The sequence below is a fragment of the Streptomyces sp. NPDC026092 genome (assembly GCF_040638605.1).
GTDB lineage: Bacteria > Actinomycetota > Actinomycetes > Streptomycetales > Streptomycetaceae > Streptomyces.
Window position 1 is genome coordinate 107,452 of the sequence record NZ_JBEZYN010000008.1, and the last position, 24,563, is coordinate 132,014.

Below are 24,563 nucleotides of genomic sequence, written 5' to 3' on the forward strand. Positions count from 1 at the left end.
GCGAGGTCACTCGAAGGGGTCGAACGCGCCGGAGCGTGCGCCGCCCGCGAGCGGCCCGCGCCTGTGCGCGGCTTGAGAAACAGCCCCGGCCCGACCCCGGGAACGACAAAGCCCCGGTTGGACGGGGGATTCCAACCGGGGCCGATTGCCGCGACGACGAAGAGCGGTCACCTCAAGGGGGGGACCTGGGGACCGGGCCCCTTCACCGTCACACATTGATGAACGATAAACCTTCGCGAGGCGTTCCGCCGCGCCCGAGGTGACCGATGTGAGACACCTCACCCCATTTTCACCGTTCGTGCCGCGCACGTCACGGACGGTAGACGGCTCCCGGTTCGGCCTTGCCGGGGGCGAGGAGCTGGGGCACCGTCACGAAGGTGAAGCCCCGGTTCTTCAGCTCATCAATGATGCCGGGCACCGCGGGAACGGTGCCGTCGTAGATGTCGTGGAGCAGGATGATGCCGTCCCCCTGCGACGCATCGAGCACCCGCTGCCGTATGAGCTCCGAATCTGTCGTGGAGTAGTCCTTGGCCGTGACGCTCCACAGGACCTGCGCGAGACCGAGGTCGCGGCTCACCTCGGAGACCGTGTCGTCGGTGCGCCCCTGCGGCGGCCGCATCAGGGTGGGCCGCTTCCCGGTGATCTTCTCTATCGCGTCCTGGGTGCGGGAGAGTTCCTCGCGCACCTCGCCCGGCTCCAGGTCGGTGAGGATGCGGTGGGTCCAGGTGTGGTTGGCGACCTCGTGCCCCTCGTCGGAGATGCGCTTGACGACCTTGGGGTACCGGTCGACGTGCTTGCTGCCGAGCAGGAAGAACGTGGCCGGGACCTTCTTCTCCTTGAGCACGTCGAGGAGGTGAGGGGTGTCCTTGCCGGGGCCGGCGTCGAAGGTCAGCGCTATGCACTTCGCCTTCGCGCAGTCGACCGCACCGGCCCCACCGGCCGCGCCCGCCTTGTCGTCGGACGCCGCGGCCTTGCCCCTGGCATCACCCGGGCTGATCGAGTCGACCCCGCAGCCGCTGAGCGCGAGCACGAGAGAGGCCGCCGCCAGAAGGGCGACGGCCGGAGCACGGCGCTTCCCCGTTTTCGTTCGGAACATGTTGCTGCAGACCCGCTTTCCCCGTCGATGGCATCGGAACGCCACGAACGCCTGGTCAGGGGCGTCTCCACGTGACACTCGAGCACTCTACACACGGTGTATACACACCATGCATAGGGGGGTCGGGGCAGAGATGTGCCCCGGGCGGCGCCCGTCCGCTCCGCCCGGGGTGTCAGGGTGCCGGCGGGGAAGCCGGCAGGTCAGCGGGTCAGCAGTCCGGCACGACGGCCGGTCAGCGGGAGGAGAGCAGCAGCCGGGCCTCGGTCTCCTGGTCCCCCGAGACGGACTGCATCGACTGGATGTCGAAGGTGGCCGCGAGGGTCTTCTCGACCTCGTCGACCGCGCGGTAGCCACCGGTGAGGAGCGCTCCGACCATGCCGGTCAGATGCACGGGGCCGCTCTCCTCGTGACGCCCCTCGGCCGTGTCGAACGTGGCCATCCAGACGGTGGGGGCAGGTGCGGTCGCCGCCCGCGGTCCTGGCGCCGTCATGTCCTCGAGCCGGTAGACGTGGTCGAGGACGTCGAAGACGGCCTTCGCGTCCTCCCGGTCGCAGTCGCTCAGCTGCACGGTGACGTCGGTGTCGATGTGCCTGTCGTACACGTCGCTCATCTCCTCGCTGCCGGGCGTACGGATGTCGTCCCGCCACGCTTCCAGCATCCCTCGCGGCGGGGTGTCACGCGACGTTCGGGGATTGAAGTCGCCACATGCGGATACTCGCGAGGTGGGCGACCACAGGAGGTCACGTGTCCACTCGACCGAACCAGGACCAGGACCAGGACCAGGACCAGGCACCGGACCAGGACCGGGCGGGGAGCGACAATCTCCACCGCGGTCGGCACGAGACGCCGGAGGAACGCGCGGACCGCCGGTGGGCGGAGCTGATGCAGGAGATCAGGGTCGCTCAGACCGGCGTGCAGATCCTGTTCGGCTTCCTGCTCACCGTCGTCTTCGCACCCCGGTTCACCGACCTGTCGGACACCGACCGGACCATCTACGTGGTCACGGTTTCGCTTGGCGCGGCGGCCACCGGGGCCCTGATCGGGCCGGTGTCCTTCCACCGCATCGTGGCGGGGCGCCGGATCAAGCCCGAGACCGTGGTCTGGGCATCGCGGCTGACCTTCGTCGGGCTCGTCCTGCTGCTCCTGACGCTGACCTCCGCGCTCCTGCTCGTCCTGCGGGTGGCGATGGACGACTCGTTCGTGCCCTGGCTGGTGACGGGCGTGGCCGCTTGGTATCTGCTCTGCTGGTACGCGCTGCCCCTCTGGGTCCGCAGCCGGTACACCGACCGGCCGGAGGAACCCGGGTCCTGACGTCACGCTCCGCCGAGGACCCGCTCCACCGTGTCGGCCTCGGAGGCCACCTTGTCCGGCCGGTGCCGTACGACACGGGCGAAGCGGAGCGTCACTCCGGCCGGGTAGCGGGTGGAGCGCTGCAGACCGTCGTAGGCGATCTCGACCACGAGTTCGGGCCGCACCCGCACGGTGAACCCGTCGTCGTCCACGGCGAGTTCGCCGAGCTTCTCGGTCTGCCACCGGAGCATCTCGTCGGTCAGGCCCTTGAACGTCTTGCCGAGCATCACGAACGTGCCGTCCGCGGCCCGGGCGCCGAGGTGGAGGTTGGAGAGCAGACCGGTACGGCGGCCGTGGCCCCATTCGACGGCGAGGACGACGAGGTCGAGGGTGTGCACCGGCTTCACCTTCAGCCACGTGCGGCCCCGCCGGCCCGCCACGTAGGGCGCGTCCAGAGCTTTGACGAGGACCCCTTCATGGCCCCTGGACAGGGTGTCGGTGAAGAACCGCTCCGCCTCTTGGACCTGTTCGGCCTCGTCCGCGTTGTCGACGACGAAGCGGCGCACGCGGCGCTCCTCGGGGAGCAGCCGGACCAGCGCGGCGTGGCGCTCCTGGCCCGGCCGGTCGATGAGGACCTCTCCGTCCGCCGCGAGCACGTCGAAGAAGACGGGCGAGAGAGGGACCGCGGCGCTGGCGCGCTCGACGTCGACTCGGGAGCCGACCCGGGAGGCGATGTCCTGGAACGCCATCGGCCGACGCGTGGCGGGGTCGAGCGCGATGACCTCCCCGTCGAGGATGAACGGATCGCCGGGCGTCTCCCGTGCCACGGCGACGACTTCGGGCAGCCGGCCGGTGATGTCGTCCAGGGAGCGGGTGAACACCCGCACGTCCTCTCCTCTCCGGTGCACCTGGATGCGGATGCCGTCGAGCTTCTCCTCGACGGCACACGCGCCGAGACCGGCGACGGCCTCGGTGACCGAGCCGGCGGTGTGGGCGAGCATGGGCAGGACCGGGCTGCCGACGCGCAGCGCGAAGGTGTCGAGGGCGGCGTGCCCCTCGGCGAGCACGGCGCGCGCGACGCGCGGCAGGGACCCTTCGAGCATCACGGCCCGGCGCAGCTCGTCCGAGGGCACGGTGGCGGCCCGCGCGACGCCTTCGAGCGCGATCGCGTCGAGGGCGCCCTGCCGCACCTCACCGGAGAGCAGCCGGATCAGGAACTCCTGCTCCTCCTGGGTGGCGGCGGCCATCAGTTCATGGACGAGCCGGGCGCGCTCGGCCTGCGACCCGGCCCCGGAGACGGCCGCGAGCTCGGCCATGGCTGCGTCCGTGCCGTCCAGGGTGAGGGTGGGCCGCCCGGCAGGCGGCACCGCGGGCGGGATCAGGTTCTTGAGCACGCTCCAGCCGACCCCGATCCGTCCCTGCGGGAGCCTGCCGGAGAGGTAGGCGATGACAAGCGGGCTCTCCTCGGGCGCGGCCTCCGAGAAGAGTTCGGCCAGGACCGCGATCTTCCGCGAGCGGGCGGAGACCGCGGAGACCTGGAGGGACGCGTCGGCGAGACGGGCCAGCAGCATGCGACCATCCTCCACCTGCCGGGAGCGGAGCCGCACGTCGGGTGGCCGTACCCGGTGACACCCGACCCGAGCCGTCCCCTCCCGCCAGCCTCCCGCTAGCCCTGGGTCGTCACCTCCGCCTCTGCCCCCGCGACCGCCTTGCGGCGCCGAAGGCGGTCGAGGAGTCCCAGTCGGGTGCGGCGCGCGGGTGGGCGGAAGAGCGTCGCCGCACGGGGCGGCCGCGCCGCACCCACGCCCGGCACACCGGCACCCGGCACGTCGACGGGCGGCAGCCCCGCGACCGCTCCCACGGCGCCCTCCGGGCGCGGGACCGGCCGGTACACGCGCGCCTCGTTCACGGCGAGGGCGAGGCTCATGCGGTGCCAGAGGATCTCGTCCGGGTCGTCCGCCAGCGTCAGCCGCTCCGCGATCTCGCGGGAGGCCGCCGACTCCGGCAGTCCCGAGGGAGGTTCCGGGCGCAGCCGGTAGAGGTGGGTCCGTTCGTACGGGTCGTCGACCACCTCGGCCAATTGGGCCGGGTCCAGGAGTGAGGCGATGGCCGCCGCCCGGACCCAGGGGTCCTCGGTGGCCCTGAGGAGGAGCCCGAGACGCCGGGCACGCCAGTTGCGCGGCCGGCAGTCCTCTCCTCCATCGACGCGCTCCCTGATCTCGACCGGCAGCCTGCCGGTCAGCAGGGCCGGCTGGGTGAGCGCGAACTCGCCCACCTCGGCGGCGAGATAGAGCCAGACCACCGCGCGGTAGCGGTTGAGGTAGAACCGCACCGGGCTCAGGTGCCCCGTCCTGGCAAGTCGCGTGAAGCGCTCAGGCGGTACGGAGAGCAGCGCGGCCGCCTCTGTCGTGCCGACCGTCCGGACCCGCTCGCGCAGCCCGGACGGGAAGTCCGGTGCGGCTTTGAGCCGGTCGATCTCGCCCTGCGCGACCCTGCGCCCGCCGCCCCGCGCTCCGGAGGCCGCCGGCGCGGCGCCCAAGGCCCTGGGGGTGCCGGACGCGGCCCCCGGCACGGTCCTCACCAGGCCCAGCTGCACGGCGAGCCGGAATTCGTCGCGCCTCAGCTCCAGTTCCTGCGCCGCTCGCGTCGGTGCCAGCGTGCGGGTGTCCTCTTCTCCTGCCATGACGGTCTCCCCCGTGAGTGGTGATTACTCTCGGTGACGACCGTAGCGCGGAGGAGTTCACTCCCGCTCGCCCTGTGGACAACTCAGAGGTCGGCGCCGCCCGGCTGCCGTGCCGCCACGCCGAGGTGCTCGCCGACCCGGTTGACCAGCAGCGTCATCTCGTAGGCGACCTGGCCGACATCCGCCTCCGCGCCGCTCAGGACGCAGAGGCAACTGCCCTCGCCCGCCGCCGTGACGAAGAGCAGGGCTTCGTCGAACTCGACCATCGTCTGCCGGGCGCGCCCGGCCTGGAAGTGCCGGCCCGAGCCGCGCGCGAGGCTGTGCAGCCCGGAGGAGACGGCGGCCAGGTGCTCGGCGTCCTCCCGGGCCAGGCCGCTGCTCGCGCCGGTGACCAGCCCGTCGTTGGACAGCACCAGCGCGTGTTGTATGTACTCGACCCGGCGGGTCAAGTCGTCCAGGAGCCAGTCCAGTTCCGTGTCCAGCGCCATGCGTCGGTCCTTCCCCCTGTGTGTTGCGTCCCCGTCGACCCGAAGTCCCCGCGGTCCGCGTGTCGCGGCAAGCCTTACGCACTGTCGTGGACAGGGCAAGCACCCCCGGCCGCCCGGTGTCCCATGGGGCAACGCGGAAGGCGGCGGAGTACCACGAAGGACGGCCGGTGGCGGAGCATGGGGACATGGCAAAGATGACCGAGGAACAGTGGCGGGCCTTCGTCTCCGACGGAACCCGCACCGGCAAGCTGGCCACCGTCCGCGACGACGGCAGTCCGCACGTGGTCCCGATCTGGTTCGTGCTCGACGGCGACGACATCGTCTTCAACACCGGCAAGGGCACCGTGAAGGGCCGCAATCTGGCCCGCGACGCGCGCGTGGCGCTGTGCGTCGACGACGACCGGCCGCCGTTCGCGTACGTCTCGCTCCGCGGCCGCGCCGAGATCAGCGAGGACCCGGCGGAGCTGCGCCGCTGGGCCGCGCGCATCGGAGGCCGGTACATGGGCGAGGACCGCGCCGAGGAGTTCGGCGCCCGCAACGGAGTCCCGGGCGAACTCCTCGTACGCGTACGGATCGAGAAGGTGACGGCCGAGGGCGGCGTCGCCGACTGAGCCCTCGCGCCGCGTGATGCCGACGCCGTACACGCGCGGGAGCGCGGCACCGGCATCACGGAGCGTGGCGTCACCCGACCGAGTCCAGCAGCCGCGCCGTGTGCATCCGGCCCGCGTACTCGACCAGCCTGATCAGCACCTCCTTGCCCGAGTCCCGGTCCCGCGCGTCGCACAGCACCACCGGCGTGCCCCGGTCCAGGTCAAGGGCGCGCGAGACCTCGTGCGCGCCGTAGTTCCGCGCGCCCGCGAAGCAGTTGACGGCGACGACGAACGGGATCTTGCGGTGCTCGAAGTAGTCGACCGCCGGGAAGCAGTCCTCCAGCCGCCGCGTGTCGGCGAGGACGACGGCCCCGAGCGCCCCCTGGGACAGCTCGTCCCAGAGGAACCAGAACCGGTCCTGTCCGGGCGTGCCGAAGAGGTACAGGGAGAGGCCGGACCGGATCGTGATCCGGCCGAAGTCCATGGCGACCGTCGTGGTCGTCTTCTGGTCCACGCCCCCGGTGTCGTCGACCGACTCCCCCGCCCGGCTGAGCTGTTCCTCCGTCCGCAGCGGCCGGATCTCGCTGACCGCGCCGACCAGGGTGGTCTTGCCGACGCCGAACCCGCCGGCGACCAGAATCTTCAACGCGAGGGCCGTGGAGTCCACGCCACCGCCCGCACCCGTGCTCTCAGAGCGCTCGTAGGCCATCGATGACTTCCCTCAGGATCCGTTCGTCGGGCAGCTGCGCGGGCGGCACGGGTCGGCTGACCTTGACGAAGCCCGCTTCGAGGAGGTCGCCGAGGAGGACCCGGACGACTCCGATGGGCAGGTCGGCGTCGGCGGCGAGTTCGGCCACCGACTGCGTCTCCGCGCGGCACAGGGTGAGCAGGGCCCGGTGTTCGGGGCCGAGGAGCGATTCCTCGGCCCGGCCGGGCGGGTTGTCGTCGACGACGACAAGTGCGATGAGGTCGAACCGTACGTTGCTGGGTCCCGGCTTCGTACGGCCACCGGTCATGGCGTACGGCCGGACGAGCGGACCGGCGTCCGCGTCGTACCACTGACTGCCCGGCGCGGGCTGGCCGTCGCCGGTGCTGTCCACGTTCATGGGGTGTCTCCGGTCAGCCGGCGGCCGGCGGGGTCGCGGTGAGCCGCGGCGGGGTGTGCAGATGCTCGCCGACCCGCTTCACCAGGCGGGCCATCTCGTACGCGATGAGTCCGATGTCGGCGCTCGCGGAGCTGAGGACGGCGAGGCAGGAGCCGTCTCCCGCGGCGGCGACGAACAGGAATCCGTCGTCCATCTCGACCATCGTCTGCCGGACTCCGCCGGTGTGGAACTGGCGGCCGGCGCCCTTGGCGAGGCTGTTGAAGCCGGAGGCGATGGCGGCCAGGTGCTCGGCGTCCTCGCGGCTGAGCCCGCTGGAGGAGCCGACGGCGAGGCCGTCGTTCGAGAGCACGACCGTGTGCCGTACTTCGCGGACTCTGACGACGAGGTCGTCGAGGAGCCAGTCGAGTTCACCGGAGCGGTGGTGGGACATCCTCTCGTGGTCGATCATGCGTGGTCTCCTTCACTGCCGGGGTCGCGGCCGTGGTCGGGGCCGAAGTCGCGTCCGTGGTCGGGGGCGTTGCCGTGGTCATGGCCTGAGCCGGTTCCGAGGGGGCGTCTGGTGCCGGGGGCCGCGCCGCCGCCCCGCGTCCAGCCGTCGCGGTAGGCGGTCATCCGGTCCCTGACCTGTTCGGGGGTGCGTTCGCCCGCGCCCTGGACGGTCGGCGTGGGCGGAAGGTCGGTCGACGGAGCCTCGCGCAACTGCGGTACGAGGCTGGCCTGACGGACCCGCCGGGGCAGGTCCCCGGAGTCGTCGGCGGGAGTGCCCTCCTGGGCCGGGACGGGCGGAGTCCGGGGCGCCGACCGAGTCTGCGGGGGCGGCGCGCTGTGCGGGGCCTGCTGGCCCTGCGGGGAGGGGCGGCCGCGCCCGCGGAGACTGGTCACCCCGGCTTGGGTCTGGTCGGGCGCGCCCTGATCCGCCCCGTCCGGCTGCCCCGCCAGGGCGGGGATGCGGGGCGGGCGAGGCAGCGGCGGGGGCGCAGGCGCGGCCTTGGGGCGGGACGGGGGCAGGGACTGGGCGGATACGGAGCCCGCGGTGACGGACTGCTGCTGCGGGTGCTGGTGGCGCGGGAAGGCGGAGTCCGGACGCTCCCGGTGGACGGTGTGCCCGTACGACCCGTCCCCGAAGGCCGGTTCGGACGTCCGGGCGTTCGGGACGCCCTTCCCGGGCGGGAGCGCGCCCTGCAACACGTCCATGGGCAGCAGGACGACGGCGGTCGTCCCCCCGTACGGCGAGGTCCGCAGGTGGACCTTGATGTCGTGCCGGGAGGAGAGCCGGCTGACGACGAAGAGGCCGAGCCGGTCGCTGTCGAAGAGGTCGAGAGCCTCGGACTGCGCGATCCTCGTGTTGGCCTCGGCGAGGCTCTCCTTGCCCATGCCCAGGCCCCGGTCCTCGATCTCCAGGGCGTAGCCGTTGCCGACGGGTTCGCCGCTGATCCGCACCTTGGTGTGGGGCGGCGAGAACTGGGCGGCGTTCTCGATGAGTTCGGCCAGCAGGTGGGTGAGGTCGGCGACCGCGCCGCCGACGACGGACGTCTCCGGGAGCTGGCGCATCTCCACGCGCGCGTAGTCCTCGATCTCGGAGACGGCGGCGCGTACGACGTTGGTCAGCGGAACGGGCATCCGCCAGGCGCGTCCGGGGGCGGCGCCGGACAGGATGATCAGGCTCTCGGCGTGGCGTCGCATGCGGGTGGTGAGGTGGTCGAGCCGGAAGAGGTCGCCGAGTTCGGAAGGGTCGTCCGCGCGGCGCTCCATGCTGTCGAGCAGGTTGAGCTGACGGTGGACCAGGACCTGGCTGCGGCGGGCGAGGTTGACGAAGACCCCGGAGATGCCGCTGGCGAGCTCGGCGCGTTCTACGGCGGCGGAGAGGGCGGCGCGGTGGACGGTGGTGAGCGCCTCGCCGACCTGGCCGATCTCGTCCTGCGGGGCGGGTCCGGGTGGCGCCTCGGCCTGTACGTCGATCTCCTCGCCGGCCCGCAGCCGGCGCATGGCAGAAGGAAGCTTTCGCCGGGCGATGCCGAGGGCCGTGTTGCGGAGGCTGATCAGCTCGATGACCAGGCCGCGGCCGATGCGTACGGAGATCACCAGGGAGGCGGCCACGGCGGCGAGACCGAGCAGGACGGCGGCGCCACCGGCGGTGAAGACGCCGCCGCCGAAGGGGGCCGCGCGGTCGGCCGCCGCGTGCCGGGCGTCGGTCTCGATGGTCGCAAGCCCGCCGCGTACGACGGCCATCGCGTCGTCCCAGGTGGTGGCGGGCACGGCTTGGAGCGCCTTGCGGCCCGGGGTGGCGGCGCCGATCCGGTCCTCGGCGGCGGTGAGCTGCAGGTAGCCGCGCTCGTCGGCGAGCTTCTCCCAGGCGGCCCGCTCGGGGCCGCGCAGGTCGGCGGTGGCGGACTCGGTGAGGGTGCGCCGGGTGGCGACGGCGCCGGTGAACAGCCGTTGCCTCTCCGCGCTCAGTTCGCCGCCGAGGTACGCGGAGCCGAGCAGGGCGTCCTCGCGGGCGAGCATCTCGCCGACCCGGCCGAATTCGAGGAGCACGCGCGCGTGGGCACCGACCTCGGCGTCCTGGATACCGGCCAGGGCGCCGCCGACCGCGAAGGCGGCCGTGATCGTGGCCGTGTACTCCGTGTACACCTCGTTCCAGTCGGCCTTCCCGGCCGCGGCGGCGGTGCGCAGCGCGGCCAGACCCTCGACCTCGGTCACGAAGCGGCCGACCCGCTCGGCGACCTCGCGGGGAAGGTCGCCCGTGGCGCCGACGGTGTGCCGCTCGTCGAGCCGGAGCCGGGCGACCGCGGCGTCGGTGCGCCGCGCCTGGTCCTTGAGCTCCGTGGCGCGCCCGGTGCCGGGCGAGGCGACCTGCCGGACGGCGGCCCGGCGTTCGGCCTGCAGCGCGGTGACGGTGGCGGCGACGGGTTCACGGATCTCGGCGTCGACCTGCTGGAGCTGGCGCAGCCGGGCGATGTCCTGGGCGGTGGTGACCGTGGCGAACCCCCAGAGGGCCAGCAGCGAGACCACGGGAACCATCAGCAGCGAGACGATCTTCGCCCGGACGGTACGGGGGCGCAGTCCCCGCCGCCGTGGTGGGGCCGGGGCGGGGCTGACGGGCGGTGTGCCCGGGCCGAACGGGTCGGCCGCCCCGGGCGGGGCTTCGGGGGCGCGCTCGGACGGTTCGTCGGCGGGCGGCCCCGCGTGCGCGCGCCGCCCCCGCGCCGCCTGCTGCTGCGGCGGCGTCGTCCCGGCGTCCTGGGTCTTGCGGGGAGTTCGCATGGCCTCCTCGTTCCGGCTGCGTCTGTCGTGCTGCGGTGTGCGTCGGGTGCGTGGGTGGCGTCGGTTCCGTGGCGTGGCGTCAGTTGCGCCGAGTGCGGCGGGCGGTCTGCGGCGGCGCGGGACCGAGGAGTCCTACGTCCCGGGCGGACCGGCGTCCACGGGTCCCGCCGGGTAGGCGTACGACGGAGTGGCACCGGACGACGAGCCGGACGAGGTCCCCGCGGCCGCCGTCTGCGGTCGGCCGGCCTCCGGCACCCGTCCACCGCCCGCCGCGCGGAAACCGGGCGGGGCCACGTCCACCGCCCGCTCGTCCGGTTCGGTGAGCAGTTCGGCGGAGGCGTACGCGGCACGCTCCCTGGCGGTCGGGGAGAGCGCCACGAAGGCCGACGTGATGAAGAGGTAGGAGCCGAGGCCCACGGCGAGCGGGAAGATGAACTGCATCGCGGTGGCCCCGGGAAGCTCCGCCGAGGAGGGCGCCACCTCCACGTCGACCGCGAGCATCCCGGTGTAGTGCATGCTGCTGACGGCCACTCCCATGACCAGGGAGGCGAGGGCCACGGCGGCCGGCGCGTGGATGTTGAGCGCGGCCCACAGCGCGGCCGTCGCGGCGACGACGGCGATGGCGACGGAGAGCCCGACGAGCATCGGGTCGTACGTCACCTGGCCGTGCAGACGCAGGGCGGCCATGCCCATGTAGTGCATGCTCGCGACGCCGATGCCGGTCGTCAGACCGCCGATCAGCAGGGAGCGGCCCCGGTCGCGGCCGTAGCCGACCGCGAAGACGCCGACGCCGACGACGGCCATGGCGATGAGCAGGCTGAGGATGGTCAGCGGAACGTTGTAGCGGATGTCCGTTCCCGTGACGCCGAAGCCGAGCATCGCGACGAAGTGCATCGTCCAGATGCCGGTGCCGATGGCGGACGCGGCGGTGAGGAGCCAGTTGCGGCGCGAGCGGCCGGTCGCGTCGAGCGCTCGTACGGTGCAGCGCAGCCCGAGGGCGGCGCCTATGCAGGCCATCGCGTACGACAGCACAGGTGTCAGCCAGCCGAAGGCGGCGTGGTCCAGGTGTCCCATGACTCAGGGACGCTAGTCCGGACAAGGGGGCGCATCAGGGGCGCATTTCGAAAGCTGATGGAATATGACGCAGAGATGTTCCAGAACGATCGTGCCGCGCTCGAACGTGGACACAGGACGTTCACCCCAGGGACTGAGGCATCATGCACGCATGAGCGATGACCCCACCCATGTCCAGGAGTTCTTCGGCCCCCGCGCCGCCGGCTGGGACACCCGCTTCCCCGACGACGCCCCCGCGTACGCGGCGGCCGTCGCCGCGCTCGGCCTGCGACCCGGTGCCGCCGTGCTCGACGCGGGGTGCGGGACCGGACGGGCGCTGCCCGCGCTGCGCGCGGCCGTCGGCCCGACGGGGACCGTCGTCGGCGCGGACCTGACCCCCGAGATGCTCGCCGCGGCGGTGCGCGCCGGGCGCGACGGGGCCGGCGCCCTGCTCCTGACCGATGTCGCCCGGCTGCCGCTGCGCACGGGGGCGCTCGACGCGGTGTTCGGCGCCGGGCTCGTCTCCCATCTGGCGGATCCGGCCGCGAACCTGCGCGAACTCGCCCGGGTCGTACGCCCCGGCGGACAGCTCGCCCTCTTCCACCCCGTGGGCCGGGCCGCGCTCGCCGCCCGCCACGGACGCCTCCTCACCGAGGACGATCTGCGGGCCGAGCACAATCTCCGCCCCCTTCTGTCGGGTTCGGACTGGCGGATGGTCAGTTACGTGGACGAGGACGACCGTTATCTGGTGCTCGCCCTACGCCAGGACCGGTGAGCGCGCGCGAAGCGCAGGAGGTCGGCCGGGCGCGAACCAGACATGAGCGGAGCATGAGCGGGGTGTGAACCGCGCGTGAGCCGGACCTGAGCTGACCCGAGCCTGACCTGATCACGCCAGCCGTGCTCCGCGCCCTTCTGTCCCGGCACCTCCCTGTCTACGGTGGAGAGGCCGGGCAGCCGTGTCCGGGAAAGGTGGCAGGCCATGGCCCGTGTCCGAGCGCTCCTGAACTCCCTCCTCCCCTCCGCGCGCCGGACACCGGGCGAACGGCGCGAGCGCGGCGAGGTGCGACGGCAGCACAACATCTTCGAGGCCGCGGCGACCTACGTCACGGGATGCGTGGAGGACGACCAGGACCGGATCGACGAAGCCGTCACGTGGGTGTCGCCCGAGGCCCTCACCTTCGGCATCAACGAGCTCGCCTGCCGGGCGGTGATCGCGCTCGCCCGCGAGCGGGACGAATCCCCGGAGACCGTGGCCCGGCACCTGCTCGGGCTTCCGCCCGCCTGACCTCGGGCGGAACGGGCCGCGCCACTTTCCTTCCGAAGACTCTCGACGGGCGGGTTACCCACTGGTTAAGGTGCGCCGACGACCAGATGGGGAGGCTGCCGTGGCTACCGCCGACGACGACGCGCTGTATGTGCTGACCGCCGTGCTGCTGACGCCCGCGCAGTTCCCGAGCGTGCTCGGCGACGACTACCCGGCGGCGTGCGCGGCGCTCGGCCTCGAACCGTACGCCGAGGGGTACGGCCTCGTCCTCGGCCAGGACGGCGCGGGCGCCCGGTGGACGGTGATCATCGACGACGTGTCGCTGGTCGCCGTGGCGATCGCCTCCTGGGACTGCGGGATGGAGTACGACCTCTCCCCCGACGAGCGTACGGTCGTGGCGGCGCTCCCCGGCTGGCCGCTCGACGTGGCCACGGCCGCGCCCGGCCTTCCGGCCCCGCACGACCCGGAGCACGAGGAGGGCGACCGCGCTCCCCTGTCCCCGCCGGACGGCGAGGGCTGGGGCCCGGCACAGCGTCGGCTCGGCGCCGACGAGGTCGCCCTGCAGTGGGCGGACTGGCGGGCGCAGATGGGCGCGGACCAGGGGCAGGACCAGGAATCGGACACGGCCTCGGAGTCCGCATCGGACGGCGACGGCGCTTCAGAGGCCTCCCCGTCCGCCGCCGGGACCGTTCCCGTACGCGACCCCTACGACGGTGTCCGGCGCGCGCTCGTCGAGCTGCGCGGCTACCTGGAGGACGCGCCGCCGGTGGGCCGGGTGCGCTCCGCCTTCGCCACGGGTGAGGCGCGGATGCTCCGCGCCGACGGGCCGGGCTGGTCGCTGGTCGCCCGGACCGACGACATGGCCTTCGTCCTCCTGGACGACGAACCCCGCGAGGTCCTCCCGGTGGCTCGCGGCCCCAAACTGCCCGCGCTCCTGGAGGCCCTGGACGCGATGGCCGTACGCCCCTCCTGATTTCGCGCCGCTCGCACGTCCCCCCGGACGCCGGGACCCGCGAGCAGCGTGATGCTGTCGCGGGTCGGCTTCGTGCACGAAGAGCGGTGTGAGTGGCGTCAGCGATTGATCTCCTTGCGGGAGATCCGGCGGAGCCTGCGCCGCTGACTGGGGTCGAGGGCGAGGTAGGCGACGGCGGGTACGCCGAGCACCACCAGCAGGGACAGCCAGAATCCGATGAGAGGCATCAGGAGGAGGCCGACGGCCACTCCCCCGATGACGACCTTCGTCCGTGTCGACATGTGCGACGCCTCCTTCTCACGCTGCCGAGCGCAGCGGCTCGCCGACCTCGTGCAGATGTCCGAGCGCCTGTCGGTAGGACTCGACGAAACCGGTCTCTGTGTAGGGGATACCCACCGTACGGCAGTGCGCACGCACGGCGGGCTGGGCGAGTCGAAGATGCGGGCGCGGCATGCTCGGGAAGAGGTGGTGCTCGATCTGGTAGTTCAGTCCGCCGAGGAACCAGTCGGTCAGGAACCCGCCCCTGATGTTGCGCGAGGTGAGCACCTGGCGGCGCAGGTGGCCCCAGCTGTCGCCGTCGGGGTGGGCGTCGGGCGTCTCCATGCCCTTGTGGTTGGGGGCGAAGGCCATCCCGAGGTGGAGGCCGAGGAGCATCTGGTGGATCAGGGCGAAGAGCAGCGCCTGGACGGGCGTGAGGGTGGCCAGCAGGAGAGCCGCGTAGCCGGCGACGTGGGCGAGGAGGAGGGCACCTTCGACGACCCGCTCGCGCCGGGTCCGGAAGGGCCCGTCCTTGGAGAACAGCGCCTGGAATCCGTACACCTTGAGCGCGATGCCCTCCAGGGTGGTCAGCGGGAAGAAGAGCCAGGCCTGGTGGCGGGTGAGCCAGCGGCGGAATCCGGTGCGGTCGGTGGTCTGGGCTTGCGCGAAGACGAGGATGTCGGCCGCGACGTCCGGGTCCTTGTCGAGGTGGTTGGGGTTGGCGTGGTGACGGTTGTGCTTGTCGTTCCACCACTCCTGGCTCATCCCGAGGAGGAGGTCGGCGTGGACGAGCTGGATGATGCGGTTCCAGCGCCGGTCCGCGCATATCTGGGCGTGTCCCGCGTCGTGACCGACGAAGGCCACGCGCGCGGAGAGCAGCGCGAGCGGTACGGCGAGGAGGAGGGCCCACCAGGAGGGGCCGAGCAGGACCAGACCGGCGACTACGGCGGCGAGTCCCAGGAAGTTGACCGCCATACCGCGCGCGTACCAGCCGGTCCTCCGCTCCAGGAGTCCCTGTTCCTTGATGGTGCGCAGCAGCGGCCCGAACTCGCTGCCCCGCGGGGTGGTTCCCTGTGCGCCCGCCGGACCCGCGGTGGCGGCGATCCGATCGGGCTCCGTGAGCGTTGCGGTGGCCTGGGGCATGGCGGTCTCCGGGGTCCGTGGGCGGGGTCCCGGCGCGTACCGCCCGGACTCCCTCGAACCTACGGACCGGTGATCCTCCGCAACCATGACGTCACCCCCCGAGATTCCAGGGGGATTCCCCGGGGGCGGGGGTAGGGCTGGCTCCACCCCTCGTGCGGCGCCGGGCGGCCGGCGATCGGAACGTGATCCAGGTCACCGCGATTTCGCTCACGGGTGGGCCGGGCGTTCCTGTACCCTCGGCCGCTCGGCCCAGTAGTCAAATTTGAGGAATGTGTTGTCGCCGTCCCTGAGACTCGATGAACTCGTCCGTTGTTCCACCGTTTTCCTGCCCGCCGACCCGCCGCGCACCGGGCGCATCGCCTTCTGGTCCCCCGAGCACCTCCCGGCGACGGCCGACCGGCTGACCGTGGTGGCCGACGACGTACGCCCGCGGGAGGTTCCGGCCGTGCTCGTACCCGTACGGGACGCCCTGCCGCTCCTCACCCGCGCCCGGTTCTCGGACGTGGCCTCGCCCGCGGCCGCGTTCTGGGGCGCCGCCTCCCTCTTCGCCCTGCACCTGGCGGCGAAGGGGCTCCTGCTGCCCGGCCTCACGCCCACCGACCGCGACGCCTGGCGCGCCGGGCCGCTGGGCGCCGAGGAGTTGACCGACCTCCGGTCCCTGGCAGCCTCGATGCCGCCGGCCGCCCATGCCGTACCGCTCTCCGCCGACAAGCCCGTGCTCCTCCCTGAGCCGGAGGGGCTGCTGCGCGCCTTCGTGGACGCGGTCGTGGACGGGCTGCCCCGTACCCCGGCCGCCCCCCTGGCCGCCGGCGGGCCCGCCTTCGCGGCCGACGAGCCCCAGGAACTGCCCGCGCAGCGGGCCTGGGCGGCGGACGTGGCGGCCGGTCACGACGCCGGCGTACGGCTCTCCCTGCGCCTTGAGCTGCCCGGTCTGAGCGAGGGGGCGGCCCCGGCCTTCCGCGCCGTGCTCCAGATGCACAGCGTCGCCGACCCGACGCTGGTCGCGGACGCGGCGGAGATCTGGGCCGGCTCGGGCCCGGCGGCCGCGACCTTCGGGCCCCGCGCCCGGATGGACGCCCTGCTCGCTCTGCGCCGCGCCGCGCGCGCCTGGGCCCCGCTGGCGCCGCTGCTCTCGGCGGCCGTCCCGGACGCGGTCGACCTGGCCGACGACGAGGTCACGGACCTGCTCCGCCCGGCTGCCCGGGCGCTCGCCGCGACAGGCGTCCAGATCCACTGGCCGCGCGACCTGGCCCACGGGCTGACGACAAGCGCCGTGATCGGCCCGGCGGGCGGCGACACCGCCGAACCCACGCGCGGCACCGATCCCCGAGGCGCCACCACCGAGGGCACCGGCTCCGATGCGGACGGGGACTCCGGACGGCGGTCGTCCGCGCTCCCCTCCTTCCTCTCCGCCGACGCCCTCCTCGCCTTCAACTGGCGCTTCGCCATCGGCGACCAGGACCTCACCCGCGCCGAGCTGGACCAGCTCGCCGAGGCCGCTCGCCCGGTCGTCCGGCTGCGCGACCAGTGGGTCCTCGTCGACCCCGCGGAGGTCCGCCGCGCCCGCGCGTCCCAGGACCGCAAGGTCACCCCGGTCGACGCGCTCGGAGCCGTACTCACCGGGACGGCCGACGTGGACGGCACGCGCGTCGAGGTCCGGGCGTCGGGCTGGCTGGAGCAGTTGCGCGCCCGCCTCGCCGACCCGGAGGGCGGTCCGCAGGAGGTTCCCCAGCCCGCCGCTCTCGCCGCGACGCTCCGCGACTACCAGCTGCGCGGGCTCAACTGGCTGCATCGGATGACCTCGCTCGGACTCGGCGGCTGTCTCGCCGACGACATGGGTCTGGGCAAGACCATCACGCTCATCGCGCTCCATCTGCACCGGCAGAGCGACCCGTCGGCCGCCGGTCCCACCCTCGTCGTCTGCCCGACCTCGCTGATGGGCAACTGGCAGCGGGAGATCGAGAAGTTCGCGCCCGGCACTCCCGTGCGCCGCTTCCACGGCCCGTCGCGCAGTCTGGAAGACCTGGCCGACGGCGAGTTCGTCCTCACGACGTACGGCACGATGCGGCTCGACACCGACCGGCTGGCCGAGCGGACCTGGGGCATGGTCGTCGCAGACGAGGCCCAGCACGTCAAGAACCCGTACTCGGCCACCGCCAGGCAGCTCCGCACGCTCGGCGCCAAGGCGCGCGTCGCCCTGTCGGGCACCCCGGTCGAGAACAACCTCTCCGAGCTGTGGGCCATCCTCGACTGGACGACTCCCGGACTCCTCGGCCGGCTCGGCACGTTCAGGACCCGCTACGCCTCGGCCGTCGAGGGCGGCGAGGATCCGGCGGCCGCCGAGCGCCTGGCCGCCCTCGTCCGCCCGTTCCTGCTGCGCCGCCGCAAGTCCGACCCGGGCATCGCGCCCGAGCTGCCGCCGAAGACCGAGACCGACCGCGCCGTCGCCCTCACCGAGGAGCAGGCGGGGCTCTACGAGGCGGTGGTGCGCGAGACCCTCGCTGCGATCGCCGAGGCGGACGGGATGGAGCGGCGCGGCCTGGTCGTGAAGCTGCTGACCGGGCTCAAGCAGATCTGCAACCACCCGGCGCAGTACCTCAAGGAGGAGCGGCCCCGGATCGCGGGCCGTTCCGGCAAGCTGGAACTGCTCGACGAGCTGCTCGACACGATCCTCGCCGAGGAGGCGAGCGTGCTGGTCTTCACCCAGTACGTCCAGATGGCACGGCTGTTGGAGAGGCATCTGGCAGCGCGGGGCGTGCGCACGCAGTTCCTGCACGGCGGCACGCCGGTCGCCGAGCGCGAGCGGATGGTCGCGCGCTTCCAGAGCGGTGAGGTGCCGGTCTTCCTGCTGTCGCTCAAGGCGGCGGGCACGGGCCTCAACCTGACCCGGGCCGGACACGTCGTGCACTACGACCGCTGGTGGAACCCTGCCGTGGAGGCCCAGGCCACCGACCGCGCGTACCGGATCGGGCAGACCCAGCCGGTGCAGGTCCACCGGCTGATCGCCGAGGGGACGGTGGAGGACCGGATCGCGGACATGCTGCTGCGCAAGCGCGCGCTGGCCGACTCCGTGCTCGGTACGGGCGAGGCGGCGCTGACCGAACTGACCGACTCCGAGCTGGCGGACCTCGTGAGCCTGCGCGGGACCGGGGCCGGGAGCGGGGAAGGCACCGGAAGCGGCAACGGCAACGGCAACGGGGAGGACGGTCGATGAGCGACTACGGATTCGGCGACGAGCACGAGCACGACCGCGGTGACACCCACGGCGGCCGCCACCACCGTCCCGACGAGGAGCGGACTTTCGCCGCGCTGCCGCCCGCCCCGGGCTCGGCCTTCGCCCGCACCTGGTGGGGCCGCGCCTGGCTCAAGGCCCTGGAGGACACGGCCCTCGACGGCCAGCAGGTCAAGCAGGGGCGCCGGCAGGCACGCGCCGGCGCGGTGGGCACGGTGTCGGTGCGCCCGGGCCGGATCACGGCGGTCGTCAAGGACCGTGACGGTTCCTCGTACCGCAGCGATGTCCTCCTCCAGGAGCTCTCGGAGGGCGACTGGGACCGGCTGCTCGACCTGGCCGTGGAGAGCGCCGGGCACATCGCGGCGCTGCTCGACCACGAGATGCCGCCGCACCTGGTGGAGGACGCGGCGGCGGCCGGGCTCGAACTCCTGCCGGGCATCGGCGACCTGGACCCCGAGTGCGGCTGCGAGGCGTGGGACCACTGCCCGCACACGACCGCCCTCTGCTACCAGGTGGCACGGCTGCTGGACGAGGACCCGTTCGTGCTGCTCCTGATGCGGGGGCGCGGTGAGCGGGCGCTGGTGGACGCGTTGCAGGAGCGCAGCGCGGCGCGGGCGGCGACGGGATCGGAGACGGGCCCGAGCACCCGCCGGTCCGCCGCGGGCGTACCGGCCGAGGAGGCGTTCGCCGGGCGGGACATCCTGCCGCCGCTGCCCGCTCCTCCGGTGCTTCCGTCCGCCCCGGGCGAGCCGCCCTCGCTGGACACCGAGACCGAGCCGGCGCCGGGGCTCGACCCGGCGGCGCTGGAGTTCCTCGCGGCGGACGCGGCCGCCCGTGCCCACCGGCTGCTGGCCGAGGCGCTCGCACCGGGCGGCCATGAGCGCCCCTGGCCGGAACCGTTGCTGACGCCCGCTCAGGACGCCGTGCGGATGGCGGCCACGGGGGCTCCGCCGTCCTGGGTCGCGGCGCGGCTCGCGGAGGGGACGGGGCGGCGCCGGACGGACCTCGGCGCGGCCACGCGCGCGTGGCGGTTCGGGGGCACTGCCGCCCTCTCCGTACTGGACGAGGAGTGGACCCCGGGTCCCGAGGCGCTGGCCCGCGCGAAGACGGTGCTCGCGGAGGCCTGGGAGGAGGCCGAGCGGCCGGCTCTGCGGCAGTCGGGGGCGGCGCGCTGGACGGTGGTGGACGCGGACGCGCAGCTGCGCGTCGGCGCCGACGGCCGCTGGTGGCCCTTCCGCAAGGAGCGCGGCTCCTGGGTCCCGGCGGGCCCCGCCGACCAGGACCCCGCCGCCGCGCTCGCGAGCCTTGCGGCGCGAGAGGACTGACGGCGCCTCCGGACAGCACGGGCAGGCAGTCAACGCCGTCGGGTGATCAGCGCAGGCGGGCCGTGAGCGGGCGGGCGGCCTTGCCGGGGGCGGCGTGCGCGGTGAGGCTGCAGGCCACGGTGTCGGCGCCGAGGAGGTAGCCGGAGCGGTACGGGTACTGGACGAAGGTGGTCCAGCGGGTACCGCGCGGCTGGGCGGAGGCCTTGCGGCGGAGCGGCTCGCGGCACAGGGCCGCCGCCGCGTCCCGGATCTGCCGGTCGGTGCGGTGCTCGCCGGTCAGGCGGACCACGGTGACGAGCTGGGCGTCGTGCGGCCGGTCGCACCCGCGCCGTACGACGGAGCCGGGGGCGGCCCGGTCGATGTCGAAGCACTCCCCCGGCTTGAGGCGGTGGTACGGGAGGACGGCGGCGGTCCCGTCCGTTCCGCCCTGCGCGGCGAGCTGGTCACCGGCGGCCGGCGCACCCACGGCGGTCGCGCCGACGGTCGCGCCGGCCCGCTGCCGCGCGGTCGCGTCCCACCGGCTCTGGCCCTCTTGGCGGACGGCGAAGGCGAGGGCAGCGACCAGGACGAGGATCGGCACGATGAGGTAGCGGGCCGGCGAAGGCGAAGCGATCGACGGCGATTTCTCGCCGGAGAACGGGGACATGGTGACCAGGGTCACCCGAGAAGCCTCAACAGGGTTGGTTCGACTCCGAGTTGAAGCACGGCCCGTACAGAACTGTGACACTTCCCGCTCCTGTACGGGCCGTTCGGAACCCCTCGCCGTGCTATGAGGCCGCGGCCCGTCTACAGACCGAGCTGACGTTCGGCGCCCTCGACCGTCTGGGCGAGGAGCACGGCGATCGTCATCGGGCCGACACCGCCGGGTACGGGGGTGATGAGGGAGGCCCGCTCGGCGGCGGTGTCGAAGTCCACGTCACCGACATTGCCGGGGTTGTAGCCGGCGTCGATCACGACGGCGCCGGGCTTGATGTCCTCGCCCCGGATGAACCGGGGCTTGCCGACGGCCGCGACGAGGATGTCCGCCTCGCGGACGACCTCGGACAGTTCCGTGGTGCGCGAGTGGCAGTACGTGACGGTGGCGTCGCGGCCGAGGAGCAGCAGACCGGCGGGCTTGCCGAGGATCGCGGAGCGGCCGACGACGACGGCACGCTTGCCGCGCGGATCGACGTCGTACGCGTCGAGCAGCCGCATGATGCCGCCGGGCGTGCAGGAGACGAAGCCGGGCAGCCCGAAGCCCATGGCGGCGAACGAGGCCATGGTGACTCCGTCGACGTCCTTGGCCGGATCGATCGCCTCGAAGGCGGCCCGCTCGTCGATGTGGGGACCGACCGGGTGCTGGAGCAGGATGCCGTGGACGTCGGGGTCCTGGGAGAGCGCGGTGATCGCGGCGACGAGTTCCTCGGTCGTCGTCTCGGCGGGCAGCTCGACGTGCTTGGAGCGGATTCCGGCCTTCGCGCAGCGGTTCTGCTTCATCTTCACGTACGTCACGGAGGCGGGGTCCGCCCCGACGAGCACCGTGGCGAGGCAGGGCGTGACGCCGGTGCGGCGGGTGATCTCGGCGGCGCGCGCGGCGGTCTCCTCGACCGTACGGCGAGCGAGGGCGGTGCCGTCCATGAGGGAGGCGGTACTGGTGGACATGGGCCACTCCTGGGCGTCGTCGAGGACAGGGTGATCGCCCAGGCGCACGGCAGCGTCGGATCCGCGCGGGTGCGCGGGGTCCGCGGGGCCGCTCCCCGGTGGTGATCCACCTCAAGCGCCAGTCACGGCCCGAGCCTCACTCTACGCGAGGCCTGGGCAGGGCCCCAGGGCGGTGTTCGGACAGGGCGCATATGCCGGGGTGTCGGGACGCTTGTCGGCGACCGCGGCGAGCACGACGATGACGACAACCAGGCACACCCGGAAGCCTGGGACCTCGACGTGGAGGCCGAGTTGAGCGATGCATGGCCGGCGGCGGAGCCGGACGCCGGGGCGCTGCGGCGGGCGCACGAGGTGTTCACCGGCGGCAACGGCGGCCAGGTCCCCCTCCCCTCGGTGCGGCCGCTTGTCGCGGAGTCGTGGCGGCGCTCGGCGCGGGCCCGGGTGAGTCCGGACGGCGCGGCCTGTGTGGAGCTGGCGGACGACGAGCTCGCCGACCACCGCGCGGGGCATCCGCTGTCCGCCGCCATGCCGGTGATCCGGGAGCTGATGGGCACGTACGCGGCGGACGGCGAGCACCTCCTGGCGGTCTGCGACGCGTCGGGCCGGATGCTGTGGGTGGAGGGCCATCCGGGGACGCTGCGGCGGGCGCGGGCGATGAACTTCGTCGCCGGGGCCCGCTGGTCGGAGTCGGTGGCCGGGACGAACGCTCCGGGGACCGCGATCGCGGTGGATCGCCCGGTGCAGGTGTTCAGCACCGAGCACTTCCAGCGGCCGGTGCAGGCGTGGACCTGCGCCGCCGCTCCCGTACACGATCCGCACACCGGGCGGCTGCTCGGCGCCGTCGACATCACCGGCGGAGACGGCCTCGCACACCCGCACAGTCTGGCGTTCGTCCAGGCCGTGGCGCGGGCGGCGGAGTCGCAGTTGGCCCTGCTGTCGCCGCCGCGCGCCACGGACCGGATACGGCTGACCGCGCTCGGCCGGGACGAGGCGCTGCTCACCGTGACGGGCCGCCGACTGCGGCTGAGCCGCCGACACAGCGAGATCCTGGTGGTCCTGGCCCATCGCCCGGAGGGGGTGGGCGGCGACGAACTCCTCACGCTCCTGTACGAGGACGAGTCGGTCACCCCGGTCACGCTGCGGGCGGAGCTGTCCCGGTTGCGCGGGCTCCTGGGGCCGGAGGCGCTGCGCTCGCGCCCGTACCGGCTGGCGGCCGAGGTCGACGCGGACTTCGCGACGGTGGACCGGCGCCTGGGCTCGGGTGCGGTGTCGGCGGCGCTCGCCGACTACGCGGGGCCGCTGTTGCCGGCGTCCCGCGCCCCCGGGGTCGTACGGCTGCGGGAGCGGCTCGCGGGCAGGCTGCGGGCCTCGCTGGTGGACCGGGGCGACGCGGCGCTGCTCGCGGACTGGACGTACAGCGCGTGGGGCGAGGACGACGTGGAGATGTGGCGGGCGCTCGCGGAGGTGGTGCCGGCTTCGGGCAGGCCTCCGGTACTGGCCCGCCTGCGCGCCCTGGACGAGGAACTGTCCGCGGGCGCAACGGGGTTGCAACGTAGGGCTCCGCAGACTCGGCGGTGAGCGCCGGCCAGGGACGGCCGGCGCGGTCCGAGGGAGGCCATGTCCATGACCCGTTACGCCGCGCCCGGTACCGAGGGCGCGCTCATGTCGTACCTGCCGCGCTACGACCACTGGATCGGCGGTGAGTACGTGGCCCCGGCGCGGGGCCAGTACTTCGAGAACCCGAGCCCGGTCGACGGCCGCCCCTTCACCGAGGTCGCCCGCGGCACCGCGGAGGACGTGGAGCGGGCCCTCGACGCGGCGCACGCGGCGGCTCCGGCGTGGGGTCGTACGGCGCCGAACGAGCGGTCGAACGTCCTTCTCAGGATCGCCGACCGGATGGAGGCGAAGCTGGCGGAGCTGGCGGTCGCGGAGAGCTGGGAGAACGGCAAGCCGGTCCGCGAGACGCTGGCCGCCGACATCCCGCTGGCGATCGACCACTTCCGCTACTTCGCGGGGGCGTTGCGCGGCCAGGAGGGCGCGCTGAGCGAGATCGACGACGACACGGTGGCGTACCACTTCCACGAGCCGCTGGGGGTAGTCGGGCTGATCATCCCGTGGAACTTCCCGATCCTCATGGCGGTATGGAAGCTGGCGCCCGCGCTCGCGGCGGGCAACGCGGTGATCCTCAAGCCTGCCGAACAGACCCCGGTGTCCGTGCACTTCTGGATGAGCCTGATCGCCGATCTGCTGCCGCCGGGCGTGGTCAACATCGTCAACGGCTTCGGAGAGGAGGCGGGCAAGCCGCTGGCGTCCTCGCCGCGGGTGGCGAAGATAGCGTTCACGGGCGAGACGGCGACGGGGCGGCTGATCATGGGGTACGCCTCCGAGAACCTCAAGCCGGTCACGCTCGAGCTGGGCGGCAAGTCCCCGAACATCTTCTTCGACGACGTGTGGGCGTCGGACGACGACTTCCGGGACAAGGCGCTGGAGGGCTTCGCCATGTTCGCCCTGAACCAGGGCGAGGTCTGCACCTGCCCGTCGAGGGCCCTGATCCAGCGCGGCCACTACAGCGAGTTCCTGGAGGCGGCGGTCGCCCGCACGGAGCGGATCGTCCCGGGTCACCCGCTGGACACCGACACGATGATCGGCGCCCAGGCCTCCGACGACCAGCTGCGGAAGATCCTGTCGTACCTGGAGATCGGCCAGCAGGAGGGCGCGAAGATCCTCACGGGCGGTCAGCGCATCGAGTACGACGGCGAGTTGGCGGGCGGCTACTACGTCCAGCCGACCATCTTCGAAGGCGACAACCGCATGCGGATCTTCCAGGAGGAGATCTTCGGCCCGGTCGTCGCGGTCACCTCCTTCACGGACTTCGACGACGCGATCCGCACGGCGAACGACACCCTCTACGGCCTCGGCGCGGGCGTCTGGACCCGCGACACCAACACCGCCTACCGCGCGGGCCGCGCGATCCAGGCGGGCCGCGTCTGGACGAACTGCTACCACGCCTACCCCGCCCACGCCGCCTTCGGCGGCTACAAGCAGTCGGGCATCGGCCGCGAGACCCACAAGATGATGCTGGACCACTACCAGCAGACGAAGAATCTGCTGGTGAGCTACTCGCCGAAGAAGCTCGGGTTCTTCTAAAGCGGCAAGT

General features: G+C 73.1%; 23 protein-coding genes. 9 read left to right on the forward strand and 14 right to left on the reverse strand.

Annotated features, from left to right (window positions below; genetic code table 11):
- Positions 1–310 precede the first annotated feature (310 nt).
- Both AB0F56_RS15455 and AB0F56_RS15460 read right to left on the reverse strand, forming a co-directional pair.
- Positions 311–1,096 carry a polysaccharide deacetylase family protein gene (locus tag AB0F56_RS15455; RefSeq protein ID WP_362008974.1) on the reverse strand — a complete coding sequence of 262 codons (786 nt, stop codon included), beginning with the start codon at positions 1,094–1,096 and terminating at the stop codon, positions 311–313.
- A gap of 232 nt (positions 1,097–1,328) precedes the next feature.
- On the reverse strand, positions 1,329–1,754 hold the full coding sequence (locus AB0F56_RS15460; protein ID WP_362008976.1) for a hypothetical protein: 426 nt from the start codon (positions 1,752–1,754) through the stop codon (positions 1,329–1,331).
- A 221-nt stretch (positions 1,755–1,975) separates the two neighbouring features.
- Between AB0F56_RS15460 and AB0F56_RS15465 the strand changes: the two genes are divergently transcribed.
- Positions 1,976–2,407: a DUF6328 family protein gene (locus tag AB0F56_RS15465; RefSeq protein ID WP_362009509.1), complete on the forward strand. Its 432-nt coding sequence runs from the start codon at positions 1,976–1,978 to the stop codon at positions 2,405–2,407.
- 2 nt (positions 2,408–2,409) lie between these two features.
- On the opposite strand, the gene AB0F56_RS15470 is transcribed toward AB0F56_RS15465, so the two are convergent.
- The 3 genes from AB0F56_RS15470 to AB0F56_RS15480 form a co-directional block, all read right to left on the reverse strand.
- Complete coding sequence (locus AB0F56_RS15470; protein ID WP_362008978.1) at positions 2,410–3,957, reverse strand: ATP-dependent DNA ligase; 1,548 nt, start codon at positions 3,955–3,957, stop codon at positions 2,410–2,412.
- Positions 3,958–4,052: 95 nt separating this feature from the next.
- Positions 4,053–5,069, reverse strand: a complete 1,017-nt coding sequence (locus AB0F56_RS15475; RefSeq protein WP_362008980.1) for a DUF6397 family protein — start codon at positions 5,067–5,069, stop codon at positions 4,053–4,055.
- An 83-nt stretch (positions 5,070–5,152) separates the two neighbouring features.
- Entirely contained in the window at positions 5,153–5,557 is a 405-nt protein-coding gene (locus AB0F56_RS15480) for a roadblock/LC7 domain-containing protein (protein WP_362008981.1), read from the reverse strand.
- Positions 5,558–5,742: 185 nt separating this feature from the next.
- Here AB0F56_RS15480 and AB0F56_RS15485 point away from each other — a divergent pair, with 185 nt between their 5' ends.
- Positions 5,743–6,168 (forward strand): PPOX class F420-dependent oxidoreductase, encoded by a 426-nt coding sequence (locus AB0F56_RS15485; RefSeq protein WP_362008983.1) that lies wholly within the window; start codon positions 5,743–5,745, stop codon positions 6,166–6,168.
- Positions 6,169–6,238: 70 nt separating this feature from the next.
- Here AB0F56_RS15485 and AB0F56_RS15490 read toward each other — a convergent pair whose 3' ends face one another.
- The 5 genes from AB0F56_RS15490 to AB0F56_RS15510 all read right to left on the reverse strand — a co-directional run bounded on the left by AB0F56_RS15490 (position 6,239) and on the right by AB0F56_RS15510 (position 11,591).
- Positions 6,239–6,856, reverse strand: a complete 618-nt coding sequence (locus AB0F56_RS15490) for an ATP/GTP-binding protein (RefSeq protein WP_315889912.1) — start codon at positions 6,854–6,856, stop codon at positions 6,239–6,241.
- A complete protein-coding gene (locus AB0F56_RS15495; protein WP_362008985.1) occupies positions 6,837–7,253 on the reverse strand; it encodes a DUF742 domain-containing protein in 417 nt (138 codons plus the stop codon). Before AB0F56_RS15495 ends, AB0F56_RS15490 begins: the two co-directional genes overlap by 20 nt.
- 13 nt (positions 7,254–7,266) lie before the next feature.
- Entirely contained in the window at positions 7,267–7,701 is a 435-nt protein-coding gene (locus AB0F56_RS15500; RefSeq protein WP_362008988.1) for a roadblock/LC7 domain-containing protein, read from the reverse strand.
- Positions 7,698–10,517, reverse strand: coding sequence for a nitrate- and nitrite sensing domain-containing protein (locus tag AB0F56_RS15505; RefSeq protein ID WP_362008990.1), 2,820 nt, complete (start codon positions 10,515–10,517; stop codon positions 7,698–7,700). The genes AB0F56_RS15500 and AB0F56_RS15505 overlap by 4 nt, the downstream gene beginning before the upstream one ends.
- Before the next feature lie 132 nt (positions 10,518–10,649).
- A complete protein-coding gene (locus AB0F56_RS15510) occupies positions 10,650–11,591 on the reverse strand; it encodes an MHYT domain-containing protein (protein WP_362008993.1) in 942 nt (313 codons plus the stop codon).
- Between the two features lie 151 nt (positions 11,592–11,742).
- Here AB0F56_RS15510 and AB0F56_RS15515 point away from each other — a divergent pair, with 151 nt between their 5' ends.
- From AB0F56_RS15515 to AB0F56_RS15525, 3 genes are all read left to right on the forward strand, one after another.
- Complete coding sequence (locus AB0F56_RS15515; RefSeq protein ID WP_362008995.1) at positions 11,743–12,345, forward strand: methyltransferase domain-containing protein; 603 nt, start codon at positions 11,743–11,745, stop codon at positions 12,343–12,345.
- A 204-nt stretch (positions 12,346–12,549) separates the two neighbouring features.
- Positions 12,550–12,855: a hypothetical protein gene (locus tag AB0F56_RS15520; RefSeq protein ID WP_362008998.1), complete on the forward strand. Its 306-nt coding sequence runs from the start codon at positions 12,550–12,552 to the stop codon at positions 12,853–12,855.
- A gap of 100 nt (positions 12,856–12,955) precedes the next feature.
- Positions 12,956–13,807: a hypothetical protein gene (locus tag AB0F56_RS15525; RefSeq protein WP_362009001.1), complete on the forward strand. Its 852-nt coding sequence runs from the start codon at positions 12,956–12,958 to the stop codon at positions 13,805–13,807.
- Between the two features lie 98 nt (positions 13,808–13,905).
- Here AB0F56_RS15525 and AB0F56_RS15530 read toward each other — a convergent pair whose 3' ends face one another.
- Positions 13,906–14,088 (reverse strand): hypothetical protein, encoded by a 183-nt coding sequence (locus tag AB0F56_RS15530; RefSeq protein WP_362009004.1) that lies wholly within the window; start codon positions 14,086–14,088, stop codon positions 13,906–13,908.
- A 16-nt stretch (positions 14,089–14,104) separates the two neighbouring features.
- Positions 14,105–15,208: an acyl-CoA desaturase gene (locus AB0F56_RS15535; RefSeq protein WP_362009007.1), complete on the reverse strand. Its 1,104-nt coding sequence runs from the start codon at positions 15,206–15,208 to the stop codon at positions 14,105–14,107.
- A gap of 274 nt (positions 15,209–15,482) precedes the next feature.
- On the opposite strand from AB0F56_RS15535, the gene AB0F56_RS15540 reads away from it, so the two are divergent.
- Both AB0F56_RS15540 and AB0F56_RS15545 read left to right on the forward strand, forming a co-directional pair.
- Positions 15,483–18,422, forward strand: a complete 2,940-nt coding sequence (locus tag AB0F56_RS15540) for a DEAD/DEAH box helicase (RefSeq protein ID WP_362009010.1) — start codon at positions 15,483–15,485, stop codon at positions 18,420–18,422.
- A complete protein-coding gene (locus AB0F56_RS15545; protein WP_362009013.1) occupies positions 18,419–19,765 on the forward strand; it encodes an SWF or SNF family helicase in 1,347 nt (448 codons plus the stop codon). The genes AB0F56_RS15540 and AB0F56_RS15545 overlap by 4 nt, the downstream gene beginning before the upstream one ends.
- Positions 19,766–19,811: 46 nt before the next feature.
- Here the strand turns inward: AB0F56_RS15545 and AB0F56_RS15550 are convergent, their stop codons facing one another.
- Both AB0F56_RS15550 and AB0F56_RS15555 read right to left on the reverse strand, forming a co-directional pair.
- Entirely contained in the window at positions 19,812–20,411 is a 600-nt protein-coding gene (locus AB0F56_RS15550) for a hypothetical protein (protein ID WP_362009016.1), read from the reverse strand.
- 140 nt (positions 20,412–20,551) lie between these two features.
- Positions 20,552–21,406: a bifunctional 5,10-methylenetetrahydrofolate dehydrogenase/5,10-methenyltetrahydrofolate cyclohydrolase gene (locus AB0F56_RS15555; protein WP_362009018.1), complete on the reverse strand. Its 855-nt coding sequence runs from the start codon at positions 21,404–21,406 to the stop codon at positions 20,552–20,554.
- A gap of 291 nt (positions 21,407–21,697) precedes the next feature.
- Between AB0F56_RS15555 and AB0F56_RS15560 the strand changes: the two genes are divergently transcribed.
- A complete protein-coding gene (locus AB0F56_RS15560; protein WP_362009020.1) occupies positions 21,698–22,984 on the forward strand; it encodes a GAF domain-containing protein in 1,287 nt (428 codons plus the stop codon).
- A gap of 45 nt (positions 22,985–23,029) precedes the next feature.
- Positions 23,030–24,553, forward strand: coding sequence for an aldehyde dehydrogenase family protein (locus AB0F56_RS15565; protein ID WP_362009023.1), 1,524 nt, complete (start codon positions 23,030–23,032; stop codon positions 24,551–24,553).
- The last annotated feature ends 10 nt before the right edge of the window (positions 24,554–24,563 follow it).